Genomic DNA, 25926 nt, shown 5'->3' with positions numbered 1-25926 from the left:
AACCTGCTCACCGCGACGCCGACGGCCCGGACCCCTGGGAAACACCGGGTCCGGCGGTTTGGCGCGGCAACCGGCGGCAACCCGCGCGGTGTGACATCGACGACGACTTCCCAGCAGGAGCTGTTCCGCTTCCTCGAGGACCGCTTCGCCTGCGCCCAGGCGTGCACCGAGTGCGCCCGGGCCTGCGCCCTGCGGGCGAGCCTCGTGGACCCGGACGGGACCGAGAACCAGGAACTCGTACGGCGCAGGGGCATCATGTGCGCGGAGGTCTGCGACGCGACCTGCCGGGTGCTGTCCGAACAGAACCAGGTGGACGAGTCCGCCATCCGCGCCCAGCTGGAGTGGTGCCGCCAGGTGTGCCTGGAGAGCGCGCACGTCTTCGACGACCACCCGGGCGCCGAGGAGAGCGCGCGGGCCTGCCGCGACTGCGCCCGCGCCTGCGGAGAGTTCCTCGCCACCCTGCGCTGAGGCCCTGGGAGCGCGAGGCGCGACGCGTTAGCCTGCCCGTATGGCGGCGACGGACGGCGATCCGGGGCTCTTCGGGCCGAGCTCCGTGACCTGGCAGGCGCACGGCGACCCGATGATGTGGGTGGCCGGCGTCCGCGCCCTCTACCTCCAGGCCCTGCACCCGCGTGCCGTGCGCGGCGTGATGCAGAACAGCGACTTCCGGCGCGACGCCTGGGGCCGCCTGATGCGCACCGCGGGTTTCGTCGGCACCACGACGTACGGCACCACCGAGGCCGCCGAGCGGGCCGGGGCGCGGGTACGGAAGATCCACCGCATGCTCGGCGCCACGGACCCGGAGACGGGGGAGCGCTACGGCGTCGACGAGCCCGCCCTGCTGCTGTGGGTGCACTGCGCCGAGATCGGCTCCTACCTGCACGTCCTGCGCCGCTCCGGATTCCCGCTCACCGACGCCCACGCCGACCGCTACCTCGCCGAACACCGGCACAGCGCCCGTCTCGTCGGCCTCGACCCCGCCTCCGTACCCGCGAACCGGGCCGAGCTGGCCGCCTACTTCGCGCGGGTACGGCCCGAACTCGAAGCGGGAGCGGAGGCGCACGAGGTGGACGACTTCCTGCTCCGCCCGCCCGTCCACCCCCTCCTGGTCCCCGCCCGCGAGCTGCTGTGGCGGCGGATCGCCTCTCTCGCGTACGACTCACTACCGCCTTACGCGCACGAGCTCTACGGCAGACCCGCGCCCCCGCCCGCCACCGTCACCCGCCGACTGCGGGCCGCAGGCACCCTGCTGCGCCGGGTCCCGGCACGTCTGCGCTGGCAGCTGCCGCCCAAACACATCCTGCGCGCCATGGCACGGCTCGGTCCGGCCGCGCGCCCCGCGCCATACAAAATCGGACGACAGGCGGCCATACTGGACCGGCCAGGGGAGGGCGGGGCGGACTGAACCACGGGGGCGGGGCGAAGTCATGGGGGACGACACGCTGATCCAGGGCAGGTACCGGCTGCTCGAAAGGATCGGGCGCGGTGGCATGGGCGAGGTGTGGCGGGCGCGGGACGAGTCACTGGGCCGCCGCATAGCCGTCAAGTGCCTCAAACCACTGGGCACGCGGCACGACCATTCCTTCACCCGCGTCCTGCGGGAGAGATTCCGGCGCGAGGCCCGGGTTGCCGCCGCGCTCCAGCACCGCGGGGTGACCGTCGTCCACGACTTCGGCGAGTGGGACGGCGTGCTCTTCCTCGTCATGGAATTGCTGGAGGGGAACGACCTGAGCCGGCTCCTGGAGGAGAACAAGGGCCATCCGCTGCCGGTCGCCGACGTCGTCGACATCGCCGAACAGGTCGCCTCCGCGCTCGCGTACACCCACGAGCAGGGCATCGTCCACCGCGACCTCAAGCCCGCGAACATCGTGCGGACCGCCGACGGCACCGTGAAGATCTGCGACTTCGGCATCGCCCGGCTCGGTCACGACGGGGGCTTCACCGCCCGGCTGACCGGCACCGGCATCGCCATGGGCACCCCGCACTACATGTCGCCCGAACAGATCGGCGGCGACGAGGTCGACCGGCGCAGCGACCTGTACTCCCTGGGCTGCGTGCTCTACGAGATCGCCACCGGCGTCCCGCCGTTCGACCTCGACGACGCCTGGGCGATCCTCGTCGGCCACCGCGACACCGAGCCCGCACCGCCCCGGACCCGGCGCGCCGAACTGCCCGGCTACCTGGACCGGATCATCCTGGACCTGCTGGCCAAGCGGCCCGAGCAGCGCCCGGACGACGCCCGCGAACTGGGCCGCCGGATCACCGCCGGACGCGCGGCACCGGCACCGGTGCCGGCCCTGGCGACCGCCCGGCCGCGGACGCCCCAGCCGGTCGGGGTCCGCACCGCGCTGCCGTCCTGGACCCGCGGCATGACCACCGGTCACAAGGCGACCGGCACCGCCCTGCGCGCCACGCCCCCGGACCCCGGGGCGGGCCTGTCCGGCGCGTGGCTCCCGCGGCCCGCCGGCGACCCGCCCGTCGGCGCCGGCGCCACCGGGGCCGCCCCGGGCGAGCCGCCGGACCCGGCGCCCGAGACCGTCGCCGGGCTGGCCGCGCGCCACCGGACGGGACTGAACCTGGGCCGGCTCGGCCGCTGGGAGGAGGCCGGCGAGGTGCACCGCGCGGTCGCCGCCGAGCGCGAGCGCCTGCTGGGCCCCGACCACCCCGACACGCTCGCCAGCCGCTACGAGGCCGCCTTCGCCCTCGGCCGCACCGGTCACCCCGCCGAGGCGCTGCGCGCGTACAAGGGCGTCGCCGAGGCCAGGATCAGGACGCTGGGAGCCGATCACGCCGACACCCTCGCCGTCCGTCAGGAGATGGCCTACACCCTGGGCCGACTGGGCCGCCACACCGACGCCCACAAGGTGTACACATCGGTCCTGACCGCCCGCGAGCGCACCATGGGCGCGGACCATCCCGACACCCTGCGCTGCCGGCACAACCTGGCCTTCAACCTCGGGCGGCTCGGCCGTACCGGGGACGCCCACCGGACGGCCCGCGAGGTGGCCGCGGCCCGGGCCCGCGTGCTCGGCCCCGACCACCCCGACACCCTCGTCACCCGCTACGAGGTGGCCTACGAACTCGGGCGGCTGGACCGCTGGCAGGAGGCCCTGGCGACCTATCGCGACGTCGCCGGTGCGCGCGCGCGAGCCCTCGGCCCCCATCACCCCGACACGCTCGCCGCCCGTTACGAGACGGGCGTCGCCCTGGGCCGCCTCGGCCGCTGCGCCGAAGCGCTGACCGTGTACGAGGAGCTGATCGACGACCGCGCCCGCGCCCAGGGACCCGAGCACCCCGAGACCCTGCGCGCCCGGCACGGCCTGGGCGTCAACCTCGGCAGGCTGGGCCGCTGGGAGGAGGCCCTGACCGAGGCCCGCGAGGTGTGCGCGGTCCGGGCCCGCGTCCTGGGCCCGGACCACCCGGACACCCTGGTCAGCCACCGCGAGGTCGCCGTCGCCCTGGGCTGGCTCGGCCGCTGGTCCCCGGCCCTCACCGAGTACCGCCTGGTCGCCGCCGCCCGCGAGCGGGCCCTGGGCCCCGACCACCCCGGCACCCTCGTCGCCCGCGACGACGAGGCGCACTGCCTGGAGAGGCTCGGCCGCGCCGCCGAGGCCGTGGACCTGTACCGCAGGGTCGCGGCACTGCGCGGGGCGGCACGCTGAGCGCGGACGGTGCCCGACGGCGGGCTGGCCGCCCTCGATCGGGCCGTGTTACCAAGAGCCATGACGACCCCGCCCCGCACCTCCCGCACCTTTGACGCCGTCATCGTCGGCGGCGGCCACAACGGCCTGGTCGCCGCCGCCTACCTGGCCCGGGCCGGGCGCTCCGTACTGGTCCTCGAACGGCTGGACCACACCGGCGGAGCGGCCGTGTCCACCCGGCCGTTCGCCGGGGTCGACGCACGGCTGTCGCGCTACTCGTACCTGGTCAGCCTGCTGCCCAGGAAGATCGTGCGGGACCTCGGCCTGGACTTCCGGGTGCGTGCGCGCACCGTCTCCTCGTACACGCCCGTGGAGCGCGCCGGGCGGCCCACCGGGCTCCTCGTCGGCGGGGGCGAGCGCCGCACCCGCGAGTCCTTCGCCCGGCTCACCGGTTCGGAGCGGGAGTACGCCGCGTGGCAGCGCTTCTACGCCATGACCGGCCACGTGGCCCAGCGGGTCTTCCCGACCCTCACCGAACCGCTGCCCACCCGGGACGAACTGCGCCGCCGGGTCGACGACGAGACGGCCTGGCGGGCCCTGTTCGAGGAGCCGGTCGGGGTCGCGATCGAGGAGCACTTCGCCGACGACCTGGTCCGGGGCGTGGCCCTCACCGACGCGCTGATCGGCACCTTCGCCGACGCCCACGACCCCTCGCTGGTCCAGAACCGCTGCTTCCTCTACCACGTGATCGGCGGCGGCACCGGCGCCTGGGACGTGCCGGTCGGCGGCATGGGCGCCCTCTCCGACGCGCTGGCCGGCGCGGCCCGCGCCGCCGGTGCCGTGCTCGCCACCGGTCACGAGGCGGTGCGGATCGACGCGGACGGGCACACCGCCGAGGTCACCTACCGCTCGGCCGACGGCGAGCACGTCGCCGCCGCCCGCCACGTCCTGGTCAACGCCTCCCCGCGGGAACTGGCGGCGCTCACGGGCCAGGCGCCGCCCCCGCCCGCCGAGGGCGCCCAGCTCAAGGTGAACATGCTGCTGACCCGGCTCCCGCGGCTGCGCGACCCCGAGGCCGACCCGCGCGAGGCCTTCGCCGGAACCTTCCACATCGCCGAGGGCTACGGCCAACTGGCCGCCGCGCACGCCCGGGCGGCCGCCGGTGAACTGCCCGACGCGCCGCCCTCCGAGATCTACTGCCACTCGCTGACCGACCCCACGATCCTCGCCCCCGACCTGGCCGCCAGGGGCATGCACACCCTCACCCTGTTCGGTCTGCACACACCGGCCCGCCTCTTCGCCCGGGACAACGACGCCGTACGCGAGGAACTGCTGAAGTCGACCCTCGCCCAGCTCGACGCCCACCTCGCCGAGCCCCTCGCGGACTGCCTGGCGACCGACGCCGACGGGCGGCCCTGCGTCGAGGCCAGGTCGCCGCTCGACCTGGAACGCGACCTGCGCCTGCCCGGCGGGAACATCTTCCACCGCGAGCTGTCCTGGCCCCACGCCCAGGAGGGCACCGGCCACTGGGGAGTGGAGACCGGGCAGGCGAACGTCCTGCTGTGCGGCGCGGGCGCCGTGCGCGGGGGAGGGGTGAGCGGGGTGCCGGGACACAACGCGGCGATGGCGGTGCTGGACGGCACCGGGGGCTGAGGGCGCATGCGCGGGGCGGGGCTGGGTACCGCGACATAACGGAAATTCCGTACCCGACACCCGTACGACGAAGGAGCCCGTCATGGCGGACCTCAGCCCCATCGACCTGCAGAAGGCCCTCAACGGCATGGACTACCCGGCGGACAAGAAGTCGCTGGTCGACCGCGCCCGCAAGAACAAGGCCGACGACAAGGTCGTCAGCCGTCTCGACGGTCTGAAGGAGAACAGCTTCGACGGACCGAACGAGGTGCAGAAGGCCGTCTTCAACGGCTAGCGGACCCGCCCGGTCCCCGAGACCCGCCCGGTCCCCGGGCGCCAGGACCGGCTAGTCGGCCGACGCCGTCCACCCCACCGTGTCCACGCGCGCCGCGTCCGCCGGGCGTGCGTCGTGGAACAGGACGTCGCCGGCCGCCTCCACGCGCAGCCCGTCGACGTACGCCCCGCGTCCCACGTACAGCCGGTCGGTCGTGTACCGCCAGCGCAGGGCAAGGCCGCGCGCCGCCGGGAGTCCGGCGCTCAGCCGGTGCCAGACGCGCCCCGACCAGCCGGTGGCCGAGCCCTCCGGGTGCTCCCGGGGCGCCTCGCCGGGGCGCGTGGTGGTGAACGGCACGGGCCTCCACCCGGCGCCGCCGTCGGTCGACGCCTCCAGGACCAGGGTGTCCGACCCGGGCTCGGTGTCCCACCACAGCGCGCAGCGCAGCCGGGCCCGGCCGGCCGACGTGTCCAGGGCGGGCAGCGCGAGCGTGGCCGTGGCGGAACTCGCCGTCCCCGAGAACCACGCCGTACGCCCGTGGGCCGGACGGACCGGCACCGCCCGCGCCAGGTTGGTGCCCGCCGCCACCCGCGGAGCAGACCCGGAACGCCAACCGCGCACCGGGTGGACGGAGTTGCCGAGCACGACGAGGAACGAGTCGGTCGTCGGGTCGAGCACCAGCGAGGTGCCCGTGAAACCGGTGTGCCCGGCCGTGCGCTGTGTCGCCATCGCGCCCATGTACCAGTGCTGGTACAGCTCGAAGCCGAGGCCGTGCGCGTCGCCCGGGAAGTCGGTGTTGAAGTCGGTGAACATCAGCTCCACCGACTCCGGCCGCAGGATGCGCTCCCGGCCGTAGGAGCCGCCGTTGAGCAGCGTACGACCGAGGACCGCGAGGTCCCACGCCGAGGAGAACACCCCGGCGTGACCGGCGACGCCACCCAGGCTGAAGGCGTTCTCGTCGTGCACCTCGCCCCACACCAGACCGCGGTCCAGGCCGGACCACGGCTTGCGGGCGTCCTCGGTGGCGGCGATCCCCGGCCGCCAGGAGGCGGGCGGGTTGTAGCGGGTGCGGGTGAGACCGAGCGGCTTCGTGATCTCGTCGCGCAGCAGCACGTCCAGGGCGCGGCCCGTGACCCTCTCCAGCACCAGCTGGAGCGAGATCATGTTCAGGTCCGAGTACAGGTACGCCGTGCCGGGGGCGCTCACCGGCGCCTCGTCGTAGACGAGCTGGACCTTCTCCTCGTACGTCGGCGCGCTGTACAGGGGGATCCACGCCCGGAAGCCCGAGGTGTGCGTGAGCAGGTGGCGGACCGTCACGCCCTGCTTGCCCGCCCGGCCGAAGTCCGGCAGGTACGAGGCGACCGGCGCCTCCAGCTCCAGCGCGCCCCGCTCCAGCTGCTGCACGGCGAGGATCGAGGTGAACAGCTTGGAGATCGACGCGAGGTCGAACACCGTGTCCCGGGCCATCGGGATCTGCTCACCCGCCGGGAACTCCACGCCGGTGTCGCTCGCCTCGTCGTAGGCCCGGTAACGCACCGCCATGCCGATCGGTTCGTGCAGCGCCACCGTGCCGCCCCGCCCGGCGAGCAGCACGGCGCCCGCGTACCACGGGTGCACGGGCGACGGGCCGAGGAACGTCTCGGCGTCGGTGACGAGCTGACGCAGATGGCCCGGGAGCAGTCCGGCGCGTTCCGCCGTGCCGTGCCGCAGGGTGGGGCGGCGGCCCCGGTCGGAGGCGGCCTGTGCCGGCCCGGCCGCGAACGGGGCGATGGCCAGGGCACCTCCCAGGGCCAGGGCTCCGGCGCCCAGTTGACGCCGTGTGAATCCGTTCGTCGCCTGACCGGCCATCGAAGAGTCTCCCGCCGCCGAAGCTGAAAGTATCTTTCCCGGATCGCCGTGCGGAGTGAAACTTTCCTGTCAGTGACGGGTCGTGTCAATGGGGCGTACGGAGCGGATGCGAGGAGCCGACGGGCCGGACGCACCGCTTGACCCGCCCCCGCCACCGGCCGAGGATCAGGACATGACGCCCGGACACGGCAGCACCGGCAGCACCGGCAGCACTGTCGACGGGGTGCTGCGGCGCAGCGCCCGACGCACCCCGGCACGCGTCGCGGTGGAGTACCGCGACCGCTCCTGGACGTACGAGGAGCTGGACACCGCGGTCTCCCGCGCGGCGAGCGTCCTGCTGGCCGAGGGGCTGTCCCCCGGCGACCGGGTCGGTGCCTACGGCCACAACTCCGACGCCTACCTGATCGCGTTCCTGGCCTGCGCCCGCGCGGGCCTGGTGCACGTCCCGGTCAACCAGAACCTCACCGGCGACGACCTCGCCTACCTCGTCGGCCAGTCCGGCAGCACCCTGGTCCTCGCCGACCCCGGCCTCGCTGCCCGGCTCCCCGGCGGGACCCGCACCCTGCCGCTGCGCGACACCGACGACTCGCTCCTGGCCCGCCTCGCCGCGGCGCCCGCGTACGACGGCCCCGAACCGGGCGCCGAGGACCTGGTGCAGCTGCTCTACACCTCCGGCACCACCGCGCTGCCCAAGGGCGCGATGATGACCCACCGTGCGCTGGTGCACGAGTACCTGAGCGCCATCACCGCCCTCGACCTCGGCGCCGGAGACCGCCCCGCGCACGCGCTCCCGCTCTACCACTCGGCGCAGATCCACGTCTTCCTGCTGCCCTACCTCGCGGTCGGCGCGACCAACATCCTCCTGGACGCGCCCGACGGCGACCGGCTCTTCGACCTGATCGAAGCGGGCCGCGTGGACAGCCTCTTCGCACCGCCGACCGTGTGGATCGGCCTCGCGAACCGCGCCGACTTCGCCACCCGCGACCTCGACGGCCTGCGCAAGGCCTACTACGGCGCGTCGATCATGCCGGTGCCCGTCCTGGAGCGGCTGCGCGCCCGCCTGCCGAACCTCGCCTTCTACAACTGCTTCGGCCAGAGCGAGATCGGTCCCCTCGCCACCGTCCTCGGCCCGGACGAGCACGAGGGCCGCATGGACTCCTGCGGCCGCCCCGTCCTGTTCGTCGACGCGCGCGTGGTCGACGAGGACGGCAAGGACGTGCCCGACGGCACACCCGGCGAAGTCGTCTACCGGTCCCCGCAGTTGTGCGACGGCTACTGGGACAAGCCCGAGGAGACCGAGGCCGCCTTCCGCGACGGCTGGTTCCACTCCGGCGACCTCGCCGTACGGGACGCGGACGGCTACTACACGATCGTCGACCGCGTGAAGGACGTCATCAACTCCGGCGGCGTCCTGGTGGCCTCCCGCCAGGTCGAGGACGCCCTCTACACGCACGACGCCGTCGCCGAGGCGGCCGTGATCGGCCTGCCCGACGAGCGGTGGATCGAGGCGGTCACGGCCGTCGTCGTCCCGCGCGGCGAGGTCACCGAGGACGAACTCATCGCCCACGCCCGCGAGAAGCTCACCGCGTTCAAGGCACCCAAACGCGTGCGGTTCGTGGACGCCCTGCCGCGCAACGCCAGCGGAAAGATCCTCAAGAGGCAGCTGCGGGACCGCTTCGCCGGCTCCTGACCCGACAACTCCGTTGCGCGGCGCGGCGGCGACCGGTGAGGATCGGCGCCGTGCAGACCTTCACCGCGTACGACGGGACACGCCTCGCCTTCCACGTGCGGGGCGAGGGCAGCCCGCTGGTCGTGCTGCCGGGCGGACCGATGCGCGCCTCCGCCTACCTCGGCGGCCTCGGGGGCCTCGCCGAACACCGCCGGCTGGTCCTCCTCGACCTGCGCGGTACCGGCGACTCCGCCGTCCCCGAAGACCCGGCGACGTACCGCTGCGATCGGCTGGTGGACGACGTGGAGGCACTGCGCGAGCACCTCGGCCTCGCACGCGTGGACCTCCTCGCGCACTCGGCCGGGGGCAGCCTCGCGATGCTGTACGCCGCCCGCCACCCGGCACGGGTGTCCCGCCTCGTCCTGGTCACCACCACCCCCTGGGCCCTGGACATGCCGCCGACGGCCGAGGACCGGCTCCGGGCGGCGCTCCTGCACGCGGACGAGCCCTGGTTCGAGGAGGCCATCGGACCCTTCCGGGCCTGGCTGGCCGGGACCGGCGACTTCGATCCGGTGTTCGCCCCCTTCTTCTTCGGCCGCTGGGACGACACGGCCCGCGAACACGACGCGCGTGCTGACGAGGAGAGCAACGACGAGGCCGGCGACGTCTACCTGTCCCCGGAGGCTTTCGACCCGCCCGCCACCCGCGCCGCCCTCGCCCGCTGCCCCGCCCGGGTCCTCGTCCTCGCCGGTGAGCGCGACGGCGGCCCCGACCCGGACCTCGCCGGCCGCCTGGCCGAGGTGTTCCCGCATGCCGAGCTGGCCGTCCAGCCCGGCGGCGGGCACTACCCGTGGCTGGACGACCCGCGGTGGTTCGCCCATCGGGTCGCCGCCTTCCTCGGGCCGGACGGATCTCCCTCGCATCTCTTGGCAAAGCACTCCCCACGTGGCCTGTCGGCGGTCCGACCCGGTCGCTAGGCTGGCCGCGCACGACGCAACCGGGAGGAGCACGGACGTGGCCGAGAGCACCACCCACCAGCGCCCGCTCATGGGCTGGGACAAACCCGAGCTGGATCTCAGCAACGCGCAGTGGCAGTCCAGCAGCCGGGGCCCGGGGGATGTCCAGATCGCCTTCGTCGAGGGGTTCATCGCCATGCGGAACAGCGGCAGCCCGCAGAGCCCCTCCCTGATCTTCACCCCGGCGGAATGGGGCGCGTTCGTGTCGGGAGCGCGGGAAGGGGAGTTCGACCTCACGTAGACACATCGGGGTGCGCCGACCGGCCGAACCCGGGTGTTCGGTCCGCCGCCGGGGGGAAGTCCGTACTCCGGAGGTGAGGACCCATGAGCACCCTGCCGGTCATCGCGGCGGTCGACGGCTCCGACGACGGCCTGCGCGCCCTGGACTGGGCGCTCGACGCCGCCCACCGGCGCGAGGCACCCCTGCGGGTGGTGCACGTCCGCCAGTACGCCGCCTGGGCCCAGACCGACGTCCTCGTCGCGGGCCCGCCGGACACCGCCGAGGACCCGGCGCTCGACCAGGCACGCGCGCACCTCCAGGGGCGGGCCTTCGCCGTGCCGACGGAGTACGTGGGCATGGAAGGCGTACCGGGCGCCCTGCTGCCGGAGCTGGGCGCCGACGCCCAGCTGCTGGTCCTCGGCTCCCGCGGCCGGGGCGGCTTCACCGGCCTGCTGCTCGGCTCCAACGGCATGGCCGCCGCCCGCGACGCCGAGTGCCCCGTCGTGGTGGTGCCCCGCCCCGGGCGCGAGGGCCCCGGCGAGACACCCGCCGAACCCGGACCGCGCGTGGTGGTCGGCCTCCACGTGGACAGCCCCGACGACGCCACGCTGACCTTCGCCTTCACCGAGGCCGAGCTGCGCGGCGCCCGCCTCCAGGTGGTCGCCGCCTACCCGTGGCCGGTGCAGACCTGGGCCGCTGCGGGTCAGATGATGCCCCTGGTGATCGACGAGGTCTCCGTCGAGAGCGAGACGCGGGTCCTGGCCGACGGCCTGCTCGCCCCCTACCGCGGACGCCACCCCGGCGTCCGGGCCGACACCCACGTCGTGCCCGGCGACGCCGCCGGAAACCTGGTCGCGGCCGCCAGGGACGCCGACCTGGTCGTCGTCGGCCGTCACCGCCGGCGCCTGCTGGCTCCCGCCCGCATGATGGGCTCGGTCACCCACGCCGTGCTGCTGCACGCGGCGGCCCCGATCGCGGTGGTGCCACCGGCTCCCCCGGAGGAGTGACAGCCGGCCCGTCCGGCGTGCCTATCATCGGCCCCATGCAGGACTCGCCCGGCACGGACACCCGGATCGCGCTCGACCTCGCGCTGACCGTACGGCACGACGGACACGGCGGGATCGCCGACGACCTGGCCGACCCCGCCGGACTCACCGCCTGGGTCTCCGCGCACCCCGGCGTCCTGCCCGACACCGCGGTCTTCGCGGCCGACGCGCCCGCCCTGGCCGCCGTACGCGACGTACGGGCCGCCACCCGGGCCCTCTTCGCCCGCGCCGTGCGCCCCGGCGAGCCGAGCCCCGCGGACGCCGCCCGGCTGCTGCCCGTACCCCAGGCCCTGCGGCTCCTGAACGAGGCCGCCGCCCGTACCCCCACGGTCCCCGTCCTGGCCTGGACCGACGCCGCCGAGCCCGTCGTGCGCGCCGCGCCCGCGCAGGGCACGCGGGCCGACCTCGCCGCCGCCCTCGCGCAGGCCGTGATCGGCTTCCTCGCGGGGCCCGACCGGCAGCGGCTGCGGGCCTGCCACGCACCGCGCTGCGTGCGCTACTTCCTCAAGGAGCACCCGCGTCAGGAGTGGTGCAAGCCCTCCTGCGGCAACCGGGCCAGGGTGGCCCGCCACCAGGACCGGCACCGGCGGACCGCGTAGCCCGGCCGGGCGGCCGCCCGCACGTCGCCCGGGGTCCTCGGCCACGTACCATTGCGGCATGTCGTTCCTCCGCCGCCGCAGCGCCACACCCGCCGGGCCCGACTTCGACGTACTGGCCATGGACCCGGGCGACTGGCCCGGCAACCTCGGCGCCGGTCTGCTGCCCGCGCCCGACGGCAGCTGCCAGGGCGTCTTCCTGCGCTACGACCTGTTCGGCGGCCGCGGCCCCGCGATGATCATCGGCAACCTCCCGGACGGCTCCCCGGCCCGCGAGGTCCCCGAGGGCGAGATCCCCTTCGAGGTGGCCCAACTGCTGCTCGCGCTGGAGAACGACGAGGAGATCACGGTCGTCGGCGCCGAGGACGTCCCCGTGATGCAGGGCGACAACCTGCTCATCGTGCGCCGCCTCAAGCTCTCCGAGGGCAGGATCTCCTGCGTGCAGTTCGACCGCAGCGACGGCGTCCTGGTGACCATCGCCGCCTGGGACCGCCCCATCACCGACGACCTGTACGCCCTGCTGAAGCCGCTCCCGGCGGAGCTTTTCCAGCAGGGCTGAGACCCGGCCCCCCGTCCCGGCGCTACCGCACGGCCGAGACCGTCACGTCGGCGGCGCGCACGTACGCGACCCGGTGGCCGTACTGGATCTCGTAGTACTGGTCCTTGCCGGTCACCACCCGGTGGGAGGCCTCGTCGAAGGTGACCGCGTAGTAGTACTCGCCGGGCACCTTCTCACCGACCACGTACTTCTGCCCGGCGGACAGGGTGTACGGCAGTGGCGACACCGCCTGGGCGGGCACGTCCGCCGGGTAGGCGGCCTTCTCCGGATACGCGCGCCCGTACACCGGGACGCTCTCCAGACCCTTCCTCGGAGTGAGCACCCGTCCCGACGCGGGCACCGCCGCCGGGCTCCCGGCCGGGTTGTGGAACCACGCCTTCTGACCCAGGTACCAGATGGCCGTCCAGTCGCCCCAGCGGTCGGCCACCGCGTACTGCTGGCCCGTGGAGACCCGGGAGGACAGGTCGTTCACCCCGGTCGTGGGGGTGGTGCCGAGACCGATGTCCTTGATCAGCGGCGCGTTCGCGTCGTGGTCGGAGTACAGCCGCACCTCGCTGGAGCCGTGCTCCGGGCAGGGCACTCCCGCCGTCTCGCAGCCGGTGTACGCGGGCCGGTTGGCGTCGTAGTCGGGGCGGATCGTCACCAGGGTGGACTTCTTGCCGGCGGTCGGCTCGAAGGGGCGGCCGAGCAGCTGGAAGTAGTGCCGCCAGTCCCAGTACGGGCCCGGGTCGGTGTGCATGCCCGGGATCGTCGCCGTGGTGGTGCCGGGCACGTTGTCGTGGCCGAGGACGTGCTGCCGGTCCAGCGGGATGTCGTACTTCTTCGCCAGGTACTTCACCAGCCGCGCCGACGACCGGTACATCGCCTCGGTGTACCAGGTGTCCGGTTCCGTCAGGAAGCCCTCGTGCTCCAGGCCGATCGACCCCGCGTTGACGTACCAGTTGCCCGCGTGCCAGGCCACATCCTTGGCCTTCACATGCTGGGCGATGTGGCCGTCGGTGGAGCGCAACGTGTAGTTCCAGGACACATAGGTGGGGTCCTGGACCAGGTTGAGCACACCGTTCCAGGTGCCCTCCGTGTCGTGGACGACGATGTAGCGGATGCGCTGGGAGGCCGGCCGGCTGCCCAGGTCGTGGTTGCCGTAGTCGCCGTCGCCGAACTCCTCGTACGGCGCGGGAACCCACTCGCAGGACACCGACGTCGGGCACTCCGTGCCGGCCGCGGACGCGGCGCGCAGGCCCGCGTCGCCCAGCTGCGAGACGTCCGGCGCCACGTCGGGGCGGGCGGCCAGGGAGACCCGCTGGCCGGCGTCCGTGGTGCGCCGCTCACCCGTACGGATGATGTCGTACACGTCGTTCGCGTACGCCGCCGCCGTCGCGGAGTCCTCCGCGCCCGAGAAACGGGCCACCGCCGCGTACCAGTTGGCCGGGTCGGCACTGAGCGGCTCACCCAGTTCCCGCTGCGCGGCGGCGAGCAGCGCGGCACCGCCGGACACGTTCGCGGCCGGGTCCGTGCGCAGCGCCTCGGCGCTCAGCCCGGTCAGCTCGGCGGCCCTCGGCAGTGTGGTCAGCCGGGCCGGCAGGCCGGCGGACGGCGCGGGGGCGCCGCCCTTCGGGTGCAGTGCGGCGCGCGCGTCGTCGCCGCGCGGGTCCTCGGAGCCCCCGCCGTGGTGCGACGCCCCGGCCAGGGCGGTGCGGGCGTCGGTGAGGTGCAGCGGGCCGTAGCCGCCGGTCACACTGGGCGCGCCGCCGTGCGCGTCCCAGCGGGTCTGAAGGTAGGAGACGCCGAGCAGGACGCTCTGGGGCACGTGGTACTCGGCCGCCGCGGTGGCGAACGCCCGCTGGAGGCGGTCCGGGGCGGGTGGCGCGTCCGGGGACACGGCGGCGGACGGTGCCGCGCCGAGCAGCGGCAGCAGCAGAGCCGCGGTGGCCAGGGCGGGCACGACGGGGGATCCTCGCAAAGCGGCCTCCTGTGACGGTCGGGCATGACGGGGCGTGGCGGGGGTGCGGGGCCGGGCGTGGGTCAGTGGTACCCGGCGGTCGGACGATCCGTCAATCATGCCGTCATGGCGGCGATTTCCCACGTCAGCAAGGGGTTCGGCGAGTTTCGTGGCGGCGGCCCACCGGCCTGCACGGCGTCAGTGGCGTACACCAATGGCCTCTGCACACACCTGGGGGCGCACACGCGAAAACCGCGGTGCGCCCCACCTGGGGGCGCACCGCGGACCGTCGTCTTCCTCTCGTCCCTGCCGTCAGCGCGTGCCGACCGCCGCCCGCACGGCCCGCCGGGCCATCTGGCAGTCGTCGTGCAGTCGGCGCAGCAGCAGCCGCTGCTCCTCGCCGGTCGGCGCGGCACCGGGATGGGCCGGCGCCGACGGTGCCGCGACCGTGTCGTGCATCGAACGCTGCACGGCCGTCTCGTACGTGCGGATCTCCCTGGTCAGTACGAGCATCAGGTTCACCAGGAAGGCGTCACGCGCCGCCGTGCCCGAGGACTGGGCGATCTGGCTGATCTGACGGCGGGCCACCGGGGCGTCGCCGAGGACCGCCCACAGGGTCGCCAGGTCGTAGCCCGGCAGGTACCAGCCCGCGTGCTCCCAGTCCACCAGCACCGGACCGGCCGGTGACATGAGGACGTTGGACAGCAGCGCGTCACCGTGGCAGAACTGGCCCATGCCCTGGCGGCCGCCCGCGTGGGCGATGCCGTGCAGCAGCTTCTGCAGGTCGCCCAGGTCCCGGTCGGTGAGCAGCCCCAGCTCGTGGTAGCGGGAGATCCGGGCCGCGTAGTCCAGCGGCGCGTCGAAGGTGCCGGCCGGCGGCCGCCACGCGTTGAGTCGGCAGACCGCCCCGATGGCCGCCCTGATGTCGGCCCGGGGCGGGGCCTCCAGGGGGTGCCGCTGCAGCGCCGCCACCCGCCCGGGCATCCGCTCGATGACCAGCGTGCCGTTGTCCGGGTCCGCCGCGATCAGTCTCGGCACCCGCACCGGGGGGCGCTGCCGGACGAACGAGCGGTATGCCCCTATCTCGTGCCGGCTGCGTTCCGCCCACGCGGGGGAGTGGTCCACTAAGCACTTGGCCACCGCCGTGCTGCGTCCGGTCGTGCCGACCAGGAGCACGGACCGCCCGCTGCGCCGCAGTACCTGCACGGGGGAGAACTCGGGGCAGATCCGGTGCACGGCGGCGATCGCCGTGCGCAGTTGGGCCCCTTGGGGGCCGGACAGGTCGATTCTTCCGCTGAGCGGCTGGGTGCCGGGCCCCGCGCCGAGCCGCGCCCTGCCGGCCCCGAGCACCGGGGCCGCCGGACGCGCGGGGGCGAGATAGGGGCCGCCACCCGCCGTCGGGCGGGGGTGCAGCGAGCGCTGCGGGGCGGACACGGAGGACGATGCTGCGTACATGGGCGAGACAGATCCCTTCGTGTGCCTGCTGTGCCTGTCTGAAGAAGTACCGGTCAGGTCCGGCCCGTTCGCCGGCGGAGGGCGCTTCTCCCGAAAGCCGTCGCGCCGCCCGACCGGCCGCCCGGGGCCACCCTGGGGAGTACCCCCACGGCGACCGGGTCGGGGTGGCGCATTCCTACCTGACACCCGGCCGCCCGTGGCACACCATCTGGCGCACCCTGGCGAACGGTGGCGAATAGTCGCCCGGCAACCTGCACGGGGCTACTGTCAACTCAGCCGAGAACCTGGGGGCTTGACGTGAGCGGAGAACCCAACACCCGTCTTTCGGACCTGTTCGGCCTGGCCGGCTGGTCCAAGGGCGAACTCGCGAGGCTGGTCAACCGGCAGGCGGCGGCCATGGGCCACCCCCAGCTGGCGACCGACACCTCGCGGGTGCGGCGGTGGATCGACATGGGAGAGATCCCGCGCGATCCGGTGCCGCGGGTGCTGGCGGCCCTGTTCACCGAGCGTCTCGGCCGTGTCGTGACCATCGAGGACCTCGGTCTGGTCCGGCACGGGCGTGCGGGGAAACGGCCACCCGGCGGGAGCGAAGAACATCCCGACGGCGTGCCGTGGGCGCCCGAGCGGACTGCGGCGGTCCTCACCGAATTCACGGGAATGGACCTCATGCTCAACCGACGCGGCTTGGTGGGCGCGGGCGCCGCGCTCGCCGCGGGCTCCGCACTCAGCAGCGCCATGCACGACTGGCTGCACACCGATCCGGCCCTGGCGGCCGACGCTCCCGTCCCCCACCAACCCCTGCACGCCGACCCCGCCGGGTTCGACCGTTACGAGGCCGCCCCCATCGGGTCGCAGGAAGTGGAGGAACTGGAGCGCTCGGTCGAGGTGTTCCGCGCCTGGGACGCCGCCCGCGGCGGCGGTCTCCAGCGCAAGGCCGTGGTGGGCCAGCTCAACGAGGTGGGCGGCATGCTCGCCTACCACCACCCACCCCATCTCCAGCGGCGCCTGTGGGGCGTCGCCGCCAACCTCGCCGTCCTCGCGGGCTGGATGTCGCACGACGTCGGCCTGGAACCCACGGCCCAGAAGTACTTCGTCATCGCCGCGCACGCCGCGCGCGAGGGCGGCGACCGGCCCCGGGCGGGCGAGGCGCTCTCCCGGGCGGCCCGTCAGATGGTGCACCTGGGGCGTCCCGACGAGGCACTGGACCTCATGAAACTCGCCCAGTCCGGCTCCGGCGAACAGGTACTGCCACGTACCAAGGCCATGCTGTACACCATCGAGGCCTGGGCGCAGGCATCCATGGGCAAGGGCCAGGCGATGCGCCGCACCCTGGGACGGGCCGAGGACCTCTTCGTCTCCGACAAGGCGGACGCGCCGACCCCGGACTGGATGCAGACGTTCAAGGAGGAGGACCTGTACGGCATGCAGGCCCTGGCCTACCGGACGCTCGCCGAGTTCGAACCGGGAGCCGCCGCGCACGCCCAGCACTACGCGGACAAGGCCCTGGCCCTCAGGATCGACGGTCGGCAGCGGTCGAAGATCTTCGACTACCTGTCGATGGCCTCCGCCTGCTTCATCGCCGACGACCCCGAACAGGCGGACCGGTACGCGCGTCTGGCCCTGGTGTCGATGGGGTCCAACTCCTCCCAGCGGACCTGGGACCGGCTGCGCCAGATGTACCGGCTCACCGCCGAGTACGCCGGTTTCCCGAAGATCCAGGAGCTGCGGGAGGAGATCAAGCTGGCCCTGCCGAAGGACAAGTCACCCGGCAGGTCGCCCAAGGGGAAGGGGCCGGGCGGCAGCATCGCGCCGGCGTAGGCGACGACGCCCTTCACGCGGGACTCCCGCAGTTCTTACGGCGTCACCCGGGCCATCAGCACACAGGCGTCCCCACGACCCGGAAGCCCGCCGAGTTCCCGTGTCACGATCCGTGCGCCGTCCTGGGCGGAGCCCGCCCCGGTCAGGCGGGGGGCCAGTGAGAGGAGGAGCTCCACGGCCGCCGGTTCGAGTGCCCCGGTGTGCAGGAGCAGCAGGTCGCCCGCTTCCAGGGTCGCCTCGGCCTGCCCGGACGGCCCGTCCTGTCCGGTCAGTCCACGCCCCGTTCCGCCGCGGAAGAGCAGCGGGGCGGGGCCTGAGGCGCGGGCCCAGGTCAGGGTGCGGGTGTCCGGCCGGAAGCCGCAGTACACGGCGTCGTGCACAGGCGGCAGGGCCGTGGTCCGGAGCAGTTCGGCCAGCCGGTCCCGGAGCCGCGCGGGCCGGGTGCCGGCCAGCGCCAGGCCGCGCAGGGCGCCGATCAGCACCGCCGGGCCGTGTGCCTCGGTCTCCGGGCGACCGAAGTCGCCGACGGTGAGCAGGGTTTCGTCGCCGGCCCCGAGCGGACACGCGTCGTACCACCCGTCGTACCGGGGCCGCAGAGCAGTCGCGGACGTCGGCGGGAGGTGAGCGGCGGCCAGGTCCAGGCCGGGCCGTCCCGCCTCCGGGAACCGCAGCAGACCGTGCCAGGGCGGCGGCGGAGGGTGCCGGAGCGAATCATGGGTCTCGCTCACCGCCCGCTGGCTGCGGCGCAGTTCGCTCACGTCCCGGAGCACCGCCCACATCGAGGCGGTGCTGCCGTCGGCGTCCAGGACGGGCTCGCCCATCATGTGCACGGTGCGTACCGTTCCGTCGGGGCGCACCACGCGGAACTCGCCGTCGATGGGCCGGCCGTCGACGAGACAGTCCGTGACCATCGCGGTCAGCTTCGGGCGGTCCTCGGTGAGTACCAGGGACGGGAGTTCGTCGAGGCTGAGCGGGACGGACGCGGGGTCGCGGCCGAGGATGCCGAAGAGTTCCCCGGACCACTCGGCCTCGTCCGTCAGCAGGTTCCACTCCGCGCTGCCGACCCGGCTGAGCAGGGAACCGGCGCGGGGCGCGGGTGCGGGACCGTCCCGCAGTTGCGCCAAGTGCGCGTCAAGGTCGGTGAGTTGGTGCAGCGCCAGATCGTACAGAGCACGCTGCCAGCGGCCCCGGGAGTCCGTCGTGTCGTCCTGGCTGTCCCGCCGTACGGCGTCCACGTCGCCCCGCAGCCGCCGGGCCTGCGATATGAGCGCCTCGACCGAGCCGGGTCCCGGTGGCTGGGCGGCCGGGTGGTCCGCGGAGAGATGGGACGACATGACGCACTCCGATGTGCTGACGGTACGACCAAGGGGAACCGAGGCGGACGGAAGGACCGTTACGACTGTTGCACAGCCCGCCATGCCCCGTAAGGGATTCGGCGACACACGATACGGTGGTGCTTCCGGCATATGCCACAGTCTTCCCGGGGTGACTCGGCTACGCGCCCGGCGTACCCGTGGTCCGGGGCAAGTCGTAGGTCCGCTACGGGACTTGAATGGGTTAGGACTCCCAAGGCGTCGTCGCTCTGACGTTCGCCGGACCCTTGTTCTATGCCGGGTCGTGGAGGGCCGGACGGGGCGCCAGTTCGACCGGCACGCGGGCGCCCGTCTCCAATGCCCGCACCCCGGCCTCGGCGACCGCCGCCGCCGCGTACCCGTCCCAGGTGCCCGGCCCGGTGACCCGGCCCCGACGGGTGGCGTCCACCCAGCTCCGCACCTCGCGGTCGTAGGCGTCCGCGAACCGCACGAGGTAGTCCTGCGCCACCTCCTCCCGCGCGCCGCCCGCGGCCGTCACCACCATGGTGTGCGCCGCGCCGATCCGGGCGCTGCCCGCCTCGCAGACGGCCTCGCAGCGAACCTCGTACCCGAAGCCGCAGTTGACGAAGATTTCCACGTCCACCACGGCGCCGCCCTCGGTCTCGAAGAGCACGAACTGCGGATCGAGCAGGCCCTCGGGCGCACCGGCCGACGGCCGCGGACGCAACACGGTCACCGCGCTCAGCTCCTGGCCGAGCAGCCAGCGGGCCGCGTCGATCTCGTGCGAGACGGAGCTGTTGACCAGCATCGCCGAGGTGAAGTGGGGCGGAGACGAGACGTTGCGGTGTACGCAGTGCAGCATCAGGGGCCGACCCAGCCGCTCGCCGTCCAGCAGGGACTTCAGCCGCTGGTACTCGGCGTCGTACCGTCGCATGAACCCGATCTGCGCCAGCCTCCGGCCGAGGCGCGCCTCCGCCTCGACCACCCGCAGCGCACCCGCGGAGTCCGGCACCATGGGCTTCTCGCACAGCACCGGCAGCCCCCGCGCGAAGGCGGCCAGCAGGGCCTCCTCGTGCGCCTCGCCGGGCGAGGCGATCAAGACCGCCTCGACACCCGGCGCGTCCAGGGCGGCCTCGGCGTCCGTGTGCACGACGACCCCGGCGATGCCGCCCACGGCCTCCTTCGCCCGCTCGGCGTCGGGGTCCGCCACCGCGGCGACCCGGGCGCCACTCACCACCCGGTCGAGGCGTCGTATGTGGTCGGCACCCATGTGTCCCGCACCCAGGACCGCCACACCCAGAAGTTCACTCACGCCGCGCCCGCTCCTTCGCCGTCCGCCGCGCACCCGCGAGCAGCGGGTACGTGTACGGCGAACAGGGTTTCATGCGCGTCAAGAGCCACGGGCGGCGAGCGGTCGCCGGGCCGGGGGCGGCCGTCAGTACCGCAGCACCCCCGCGATGCCGTCCGCGTCCCCGAGCGCCCCGTCCGGCACGAAGCGGACGTCGGCGCCGGTCTCCAGGCACTGCTCCACGATCTCGTCCACGATGTCGTCGCGGGCGTCGAGGTCGCCGTCGCCCGCCGGGAGCAGGTGCTCGCCGTCGTCGCGCATCGTCACCTTGAAGCCCTCCTCGACGGCCAGCAGCCGGACGCGGCCCGTGTGGGCGCTCTCCCACAGCTCGTCCACCCCCGCCGCGAAGTCCTTGCGGCCGCGGGCCGCGTCCAGTTCCCTGGCCACGGCCTCGACCTGCCCGCGCGCCTCGTCCTCGAGCACCGGCCGCACCGCCTGCCACACCGCCTCGGCGGTGCCGTGCGCGAGCCCGCCGTGCGGGACGAGTACCGCGTCGGCGGCCAGTGCGCCCGCCTCGTCGAACAGGGACAGCGCCGGCTCGGGACCGGTGACGTACAGCGGCCGGGGATGCGCGCGCAGCACCCTGCCCATCGCGGCGTCGGCGTCGCGCAGGAACCTGCGGGTGCCCTCGTCCCGGAAGGTGCTCGGCGCGTCACCGATCCGCTCCTGGCGCTCGGGGTCGAAGTCCTCCGCCGGCCGGTCCAGCGGAAAACCGCCGAGGTGTGCCTCCACGACCCGGTCCGCGCCCCCGTTCCACAGCTTGACGCGGTCGGCGGCGACCGACAGCACCCAGAACGGCCGCTCGGCGGCCTGTGCGGCGACGAGGTTGCGGGTCAGGAAGGTGTCCGAGAGGACCACGCGTTCGGGCACGGAACGGCTGAGCGTCCAGACCTGGTGCTCACCGGGGGCGGCGAAGATCGCCAGACCGTCCTCGGCGTACGTCAGGTCGATCTCGGCCAGTGCCCGGTCGAGTTCCCGGGACACCTCCGCGCGCCGGTCGCGGCTGACCGCAGGGTCCTCCTCCAGCTGCTTCTTGGCCGCGGCGACCGCGTTGCGCAGCCGGACGCGGTCCTGGGCGTTGTCCGGCTCGCGGCGGTGCGTCGGCGTCAGGACGGACACGGCCGGATACGGGCGGGGGCGCCGCAGTTCGGCGAGGGTGGCGGGACTCAGATCGTGCTCCATGTCAGCACGATAGGCCCCACGGGCATATCAGGCATTCGGAGCAGATCGCCGCTCAGTCGGACCCGGTGCCGACGGCGGACTCGGGGCCGCAGGAGCTGCCGTCCGGCGGCAGCGAGCCGTACAGCAGGAAGTCGTCGACCTTGCGGTGCACGCACTCGGAGGACGCGTAGCCGGTGTGTCCCTCGCCCCGGTTGTCCAGGACCACGGCGGAGGGACCGAGCCGGTCGGCCGTCTCCACGGTCCAGCGGTACGGCGTGGCCGGGTCGCCGCGGGTGCCGACCAGGAGCATCTTCGCGGTGTCGAGGTCCCTCACGTCGTCCCGGACGTAGTCCGTGCCCTTGGGCCGGCCGTAACACATGAGGACCTGGGTGAGCCGGTACCGGCCGAAGACCGGTGAGGCCTCCTCGTAGCGTGCGCGCAGCCGGCCGAGGGACGCGGTGACCTGGGCGGCGGTGGGACGGTCCGGGTCGTCCGCGCAGTTGATCGCCATCAGGGCGGCCGGGAGGTTGTCCATGGGGACGTCCTCCTCGTCGGTGAGGCCGGCCCCCCTGTCCCCGCGCACCGGCTCCAGGACCGGCGCACGGCCGCCCGGCTGGCGAACCGGGAAGGTGACGCCGCCCGACGAGAAGCCCTCCAGGCCGCGGGTGTCGCCGTCCTCGAGCAACTGCGCGAGTGCCCGCTCCAGCGACGGCCACAGTTCCCGGCTGTACAGCGCCTGACCGATCGCGCCGACCATGTCCTGTCCGGTGAAGGGCTCACCGAAGGCCGACGGCACCGGGTCGGAGTCGAGCGAGGCGACCAGGCGCTCGACCTGGTCGCGGGCGTTGCGGGCGTCCCGGCCGAACGGGCAGGCGATGTCCTCGACGCACCAGTCGAGGAAGTTCTCCAGCGCGGTCTGCTGCCCCCGGGCCCCGGCCAGCCCCTGCTCGGTCAGCGGTTCCGTCAGCGTGTCCACCCCGTCGAGGACCATCCGGCCGACCTGGTCCGGGAACCGGGCCGCGTACACCGCCCCGAGCCGGGTCCCGTACGAGAAGCCCAGGTAGTTGAGCCGGTCGTCGCCGAGTGCCCGGCGCATCACCTCCATGTCGCGGGCGGCGTCGACCGTGCCTATGTGGGGCAGTACGGGGCCGGAGTACTTGGCACACTCGGCAGCCGCGTCCCGCAGCCGCTTCAGCACGTCCTCGGGGTCGCTCATCCCCCCGTCCCCGTCCGTCGCCTCCATGATCTTCAGGGTGGCCGGTCCGCAGGACACGGGGGAAGAGCGGCCGACGCCGCGGGGGTCGAAGGTCACCACGTCGTAGCCGTTGGTGAGGTGCATGAACTCCTTGCCGCCCACGGCGAGTTCGCTGACGCCGGAGCCGCCGGGTCCGCCGAAGTTCAGCAGGACCGAGCCTCGCGAGTCACCAGTCGCCCGGTACCGGGCCAGGGCCACGTCGAGGGTCGGCCCCTTGGGCCGCGAGTAGTCGAGGGGGACGGTGACCTTGCCGCACTGCAAGTCCTTCGGCATGTCCATGCCCTCGCAGGCCGACCATGTGACCTTCTGGTCGTAGAACCGGGACATGCCGGGTCCGGCGTCCCGCGTGGTCGCGGTGGTCGCGGTGGTCGCGGTGGTCGCGGTGGCTGCGGCGTCGGCCGCGGGCAGTCCCGCACCCAGCAGGGCCAGCCCGAGTGCCCCGGTGACCGCGCGGCGCCGGACCGAGGGCCGAGTCTCCAGCTTGGCCTGCATCGATGCCTCCCGGGCGCCCCGTCGCGGACCGGTGGTCGGCGCCCTCGCTCACCATAAGCGGGCTTCCCGGCCGGCGCCTCCGGGCGACGGCGCACCGGACGGCGCACCGCTTGTTCGATGAAAGGCCCACTCGATGGGGTGAAAGGCCGATAAGCCATAACTCGGATGGTGCGCCCGCGTTTTAACCGGTGCGGGCGACTGCCCGCGACCATGTCTGGAAGGCAGGGAACCTCATGAGAAGGGTTACCCGAAACGGTGTGCTCGCCGCCGCCGCCTCAGGCGCGCTGGCCGTGACGATGCCGGCGTGCGCGGCGTTCGCGTCCGACGGTGCCGGCGCCGACGGGTCCGCGGCCGGTTCGCCCGGGCTGATCTCCGGCAACACCGTCCAGCTCCCGGTGGACGTGCCGGTCAACGTGTGCGGCAACACCGTGAACGTGGCGGGGCTCCTCAACCCGGCCGCGGGCAACAGCTGCGCCAACACCGGGGAGACGGGTGCGTCCGACACGGGTGCGTCCCACACGGGTGGGTCCCACACGAGGGCGCCGCACACAGGGGCGTCGCACCACGGCGCGGGCGCCTCGGGCGGTACGTCCGGCGGCGCGGTCGCCGAGGGGAGCGGAAAGGATTCCCCCGGCGTGCTCTCCGGCAACGGCGTGCAGCTGCCGGTGCACCTCCCGGTGAACGTCAGCGGCAACAGCGTCAACGTGGTCGGCATCGGCAACCCGGCCGTCGGCAACGAGTCGACGAACGACTCCGGTGACCGGCCGGAACCCGCACGGCCCCCGGCGGAGCCGGAGCCGTCCGCCCCCGAGGAGGAGCGTGCCGGGCCCGAACCGTCCCCGCACGCCGCCCCGCCCCGGGGAGAGGTGTCTCTCGCCCACACAGGGGCGGACCACACGGTGCCCGCCCTCGCCGGTGGCGCCGCACTCGTGCTGGGCGGAGCGGCCCTCTACCGGCGCTTCCGGCCGGGCACCGAGAGCTGACCGCGGCCGGGGCGCCCGCCCGCCGTCCGGACGGGAGGGCGCCCCGGCTCAGACGCGTCCCGCGTGGAAGCGCCGGTGCAACGCGTGGATCTCCTCCGTGAGGTGCGGCACCGGGCCCTCCACGGTCACGCCGGGCGCCACCTCCCGCACCGGGAGCGGCCGCACCGGTGCTGCCGGGACACCCCACTCCGTCAGCCACGCCACCAGTTGCTCCGACGAGGCGACGTACACGATGCGCCCCAGGCCCACCCACGCGTGTGCGGCGGCGCACATCGGGCAGTGCTCGCCCGACGTGTACACCGTGGCCGCGGCCCGTTCCCCGGGGGTCAGCCGGGCGGCGGCCCAGCGCGCGAGCTCGAACTCCGGGTGACGGGTCCGGTCGCCGGAGGCCACCCTGTTGTGGTCCTCGGCCAGCACCGTGCCGTCCCCGCCCACCAGCACCGACCCGAACGGCTCGTCGCCGGCCTCCAGTGCCTCGGCCGCCAGCTCCACACAACGGCGCAGGTGTGGCAGTTCGGCGTCCTTCACGGCCATGGCGCACCACCCTCCTCGTGAATCGATCATTCCGCCCAGCCTAGGTCCGTCCCCCTGTCTCCCAGGCCCGGCCACCTTGCTATCAATAATCACGGGCGTTAGAGTCTCTAACGAAAGCGAGTAACAGTAGCGCAGCGATCGAGACAAGAGGAGCGCCATGTCCACCGCCACTCCGCAGCCGCCCGCCCCGCACGTCGTCCTGGGATCCGGCCCCGCCGGCACCGCACTCGCCCGTGAGCTGGTGCGCAGGGGTCACCCCGTCCGCCTGGTGGACCGCGCGGGCACCGGCCCCGCGATCGAGGGCGTCGAGCGGGTCGCCGCCGACGTCGGCACGGCCGACGGTGCCCGTACCGCCATACGGGACGCCGCCGTCGTGTACCACTGCGTCAACGTCGCCTACCACCTCCAGGTCGAGGTGATGCCCCGGGTCCAGGAGGCCGTCCTGGCCGCCGTCGAGGCGAGCGGCGCCCGACTGGTGGTGCTCGACACGCTCTACCCGTACGGCGAGACCGGGGGAGCGGTGATGACCGAGGACAGCCCCTGGAAGGCGACCAGCCGCAAGGGGCGGATGCGCGCCGAACTGGACGAGCGGTACCTCGCCGCCCACCGGTCCGGCCGGGCCCGCGTGGTCCTCGGCCGCAGTGCCGACTTCGTCGGGCCCGGCGTCCTCAACTCGTCCCTGGGCGCCGCCGTCTTCCCCGGCGCGCTCACCGGCGGGGACGTCGTGGCGATGGGCGACATCGATCTGCCGCACAGCTACACCGGCATCCAGGACGTGGCGGCCGGTCTCGCGACCCTGGGTGAGCGTTCTGACGGCGACGGCCGCGTCTGGCACCTGCCGACCGCGCCGGCCGTCAGCACGCGCGAGATCCACGCGATGATCGAGAAGCGGGTGGGCGGTCCGCTGAACGTCGTCGTGCTGGACCGGCCCCGCCCCTTCGGCCCCTTCGACGAGCAGTTGATGGCCGAGTACGAGGAGATGTTCTACCAGCACACGGAGCCGCAGATCATGGACTCCAGTGCCTTCGAGCGATTCTTCGAGGCGGCTCCGACGCCGCTCACGGACACCGTGGACGCGACCGTCACCTGGTACGAGGCATGGCTCCGCAGCCGGTGACGGTCAGCAC

General features: G+C 73.8%; 22 protein-coding genes. 14 read left to right on the top strand and 8 right to left on the bottom strand.

Annotated elements, in window-relative coordinates; translation table 11 throughout:
- The first annotated feature begins 90 nt into the window (after nt 1-90).
- The 5 genes from BZZ08_RS07645 to BZZ08_RS07625 all read left to right on the top strand — a co-directional run bounded on the left by BZZ08_RS07645 (nt 91) and on the right by BZZ08_RS07625 (nt 5568).
- On the top strand, nt 91-468 hold the full coding sequence (locus tag BZZ08_RS07645) for a four-helix bundle copper-binding protein (protein ID WP_104631443.1): 378 nt from the start codon (nt 91-93) through the stop codon (nt 466-468).
- Nucleotides 469-508: 40 nt separating this feature from the next.
- On the top strand, nt 509-1405 hold the full coding sequence (locus tag BZZ08_RS07640) for an oxygenase MpaB family protein (protein ID WP_104631369.1): 897 nt from the start codon (nt 509-511) through the stop codon (nt 1403-1405).
- 22 nt (nt 1406-1427) lie between these two features.
- Nucleotides 1428-3662, top strand: coding sequence for a serine/threonine-protein kinase (locus tag BZZ08_RS07635; protein WP_104631368.1), 2235 nt, complete (start codon nt 1428-1430; stop codon nt 3660-3662).
- 60 nt (nt 3663-3722) lie between these two features.
- Complete coding sequence (locus tag BZZ08_RS07630) at nt 3723-5294, top strand: phytoene desaturase family protein (RefSeq protein WP_198601348.1); 1572 nt, start codon at nt 3723-3725, stop codon at nt 5292-5294.
- 82 nt (nt 5295-5376) lie between these two features.
- Nucleotides 5377-5568 (top strand): DUF2795 domain-containing protein, encoded by a 192-nt coding sequence (locus BZZ08_RS07625; RefSeq protein WP_052837259.1) that lies wholly within the window; start codon nt 5377-5379, stop codon nt 5566-5568.
- A gap of 51 nt (nt 5569-5619) precedes the next feature.
- Here the strand turns inward: BZZ08_RS07625 and BZZ08_RS07620 are convergent, their stop codons facing one another.
- On the bottom strand, nt 5620-7395 hold the full coding sequence (locus BZZ08_RS07620; protein ID WP_104631366.1) for a serine hydrolase domain-containing protein: 1776 nt from the start codon (nt 7393-7395) through the stop codon (nt 5620-5622).
- A gap of 172 nt (nt 7396-7567) precedes the next feature.
- Between BZZ08_RS07620 and BZZ08_RS07615 the strand changes: the two genes are divergently transcribed.
- From BZZ08_RS07615 to BZZ08_RS07590, 6 genes are all read left to right on the top strand, one after another.
- Nucleotides 7568-9085 carry an acyl-CoA synthetase gene (locus BZZ08_RS07615; RefSeq protein ID WP_104631365.1) on the top strand — a complete coding sequence of 506 codons (1518 nt, stop codon included), beginning with the start codon at nt 7568-7570 and terminating at the stop codon, nt 9083-9085.
- Nucleotides 9086-9135: 50 nt separating this feature from the next.
- Nucleotides 9136-10041 (top strand): alpha/beta fold hydrolase, encoded by a 906-nt coding sequence (locus BZZ08_RS07610; RefSeq protein WP_104631364.1) that lies wholly within the window; start codon nt 9136-9138, stop codon nt 10039-10041.
- 37 nt (nt 10042-10078) lie between these two features.
- Nucleotides 10079-10321, top strand: a complete 243-nt coding sequence (locus BZZ08_RS07605; protein ID WP_104631441.1) for a DUF397 domain-containing protein — start codon at nt 10079-10081, stop codon at nt 10319-10321.
- 83 nt (nt 10322-10404) lie between these two features.
- Entirely contained in the window at nt 10405-11307 is a 903-nt protein-coding gene (locus BZZ08_RS07600) for a universal stress protein (protein ID WP_104631363.1), read from the top strand.
- Nucleotides 11308-11342: 35 nt separating this feature from the next.
- Complete coding sequence (locus BZZ08_RS07595) at nt 11343-11945, top strand: CGNR zinc finger domain-containing protein (protein ID WP_198601347.1); 603 nt, start codon at nt 11343-11345, stop codon at nt 11943-11945.
- Between the two features lie 58 nt (nt 11946-12003).
- Nucleotides 12004-12501, top strand: a complete 498-nt coding sequence (locus tag BZZ08_RS07590) for a hypothetical protein (protein WP_104631361.1) — start codon at nt 12004-12006, stop codon at nt 12499-12501.
- Nucleotides 12502-12523: 22 nt separating this feature from the next.
- Here BZZ08_RS07590 and BZZ08_RS07585 read toward each other — a convergent pair whose 3' ends face one another.
- Both BZZ08_RS07585 and BZZ08_RS07580 read right to left on the bottom strand, forming a co-directional pair.
- Nucleotides 12524-14443: an N-acetylmuramoyl-L-alanine amidase gene (locus tag BZZ08_RS07585; RefSeq protein ID WP_104631360.1), complete on the bottom strand. Its 1920-nt coding sequence runs from the start codon at nt 14441-14443 to the stop codon at nt 12524-12526.
- A gap of 309 nt (nt 14444-14752) precedes the next feature.
- Nucleotides 14753-15895 (bottom strand): aminoglycoside phosphotransferase family protein, encoded by a 1143-nt coding sequence (locus BZZ08_RS07580; protein ID WP_198601346.1) that lies wholly within the window; start codon nt 15893-15895, stop codon nt 14753-14755.
- A gap of 297 nt (nt 15896-16192) precedes the next feature.
- Here BZZ08_RS07580 and BZZ08_RS07575 point away from each other — a divergent pair, with 297 nt between their 5' ends.
- Nucleotides 16193-17713 carry a DNA-binding protein NsdB gene (locus BZZ08_RS07575; protein WP_104631359.1) on the top strand — a complete coding sequence of 507 codons (1521 nt, stop codon included), beginning with the start codon at nt 16193-16195 and terminating at the stop codon, nt 17711-17713.
- A gap of 35 nt (nt 17714-17748) precedes the next feature.
- Here BZZ08_RS07575 and BZZ08_RS07570 read toward each other — a convergent pair whose 3' ends face one another.
- The 4 genes from BZZ08_RS07570 to BZZ08_RS07555 all read right to left on the bottom strand — a co-directional run bounded on the left by BZZ08_RS07570 (nt 17749) and on the right by BZZ08_RS07555 (nt 23282).
- Nucleotides 17749-19047 carry a PAS domain-containing protein gene (locus tag BZZ08_RS07570; protein ID WP_104631358.1) on the bottom strand — a complete coding sequence of 433 codons (1299 nt, stop codon included), beginning with the start codon at nt 19045-19047 and terminating at the stop codon, nt 17749-17751.
- Between the two features lie 271 nt (nt 19048-19318).
- Nucleotides 19319-20338 carry a Gfo/Idh/MocA family protein gene (locus BZZ08_RS07565; protein ID WP_104631357.1) on the bottom strand — a complete coding sequence of 340 codons (1020 nt, stop codon included), beginning with the start codon at nt 20336-20338 and terminating at the stop codon, nt 19319-19321.
- A 123-nt stretch (nt 20339-20461) separates the two neighbouring features.
- Nucleotides 20462-21556, bottom strand: coding sequence for a baeRF3 domain-containing protein (locus tag BZZ08_RS07560; protein WP_104631356.1), 1095 nt, complete (start codon nt 21554-21556; stop codon nt 20462-20464).
- Between the two features lie 52 nt (nt 21557-21608).
- Entirely contained in the window at nt 21609-23282 is a 1674-nt protein-coding gene (locus BZZ08_RS07555; RefSeq protein ID WP_104631355.1) for an alpha/beta hydrolase, read from the bottom strand.
- A 233-nt stretch (nt 23283-23515) separates the two neighbouring features.
- Between BZZ08_RS07555 and BZZ08_RS07550 the strand changes: the two genes are divergently transcribed.
- Nucleotides 23516-24265, top strand: a complete 750-nt coding sequence (locus tag BZZ08_RS07550) for a chaplin (RefSeq protein ID WP_104631354.1) — start codon at nt 23516-23518, stop codon at nt 24263-24265.
- A 48-nt stretch (nt 24266-24313) separates the two neighbouring features.
- Here the strand turns inward: BZZ08_RS07550 and BZZ08_RS07545 are convergent, their stop codons facing one another.
- Nucleotides 24314-24799, bottom strand: coding sequence for a nucleoside deaminase (locus tag BZZ08_RS07545; RefSeq protein ID WP_104631353.1), 486 nt, complete (start codon nt 24797-24799; stop codon nt 24314-24316).
- A 157-nt stretch (nt 24800-24956) separates the two neighbouring features.
- Between BZZ08_RS07545 and BZZ08_RS07540 the strand changes: the two genes are divergently transcribed.
- On the top strand, nt 24957-25916 hold the full coding sequence (locus tag BZZ08_RS07540; protein WP_104631352.1) for an SDR family oxidoreductase: 960 nt from the start codon (nt 24957-24959) through the stop codon (nt 25914-25916).
- Nucleotides 25917-25926 lie beyond the last annotated feature (10 nt).

This window comes from Streptomyces sp. MH60, from assembly GCF_002939385.1.
Classification (GTDB): Bacteria; Actinomycetota; Actinomycetes; order Streptomycetales; family Streptomycetaceae; genus Streptomyces.
This window is presented reverse-complemented; position numbering and strand designations above follow the sequence as displayed.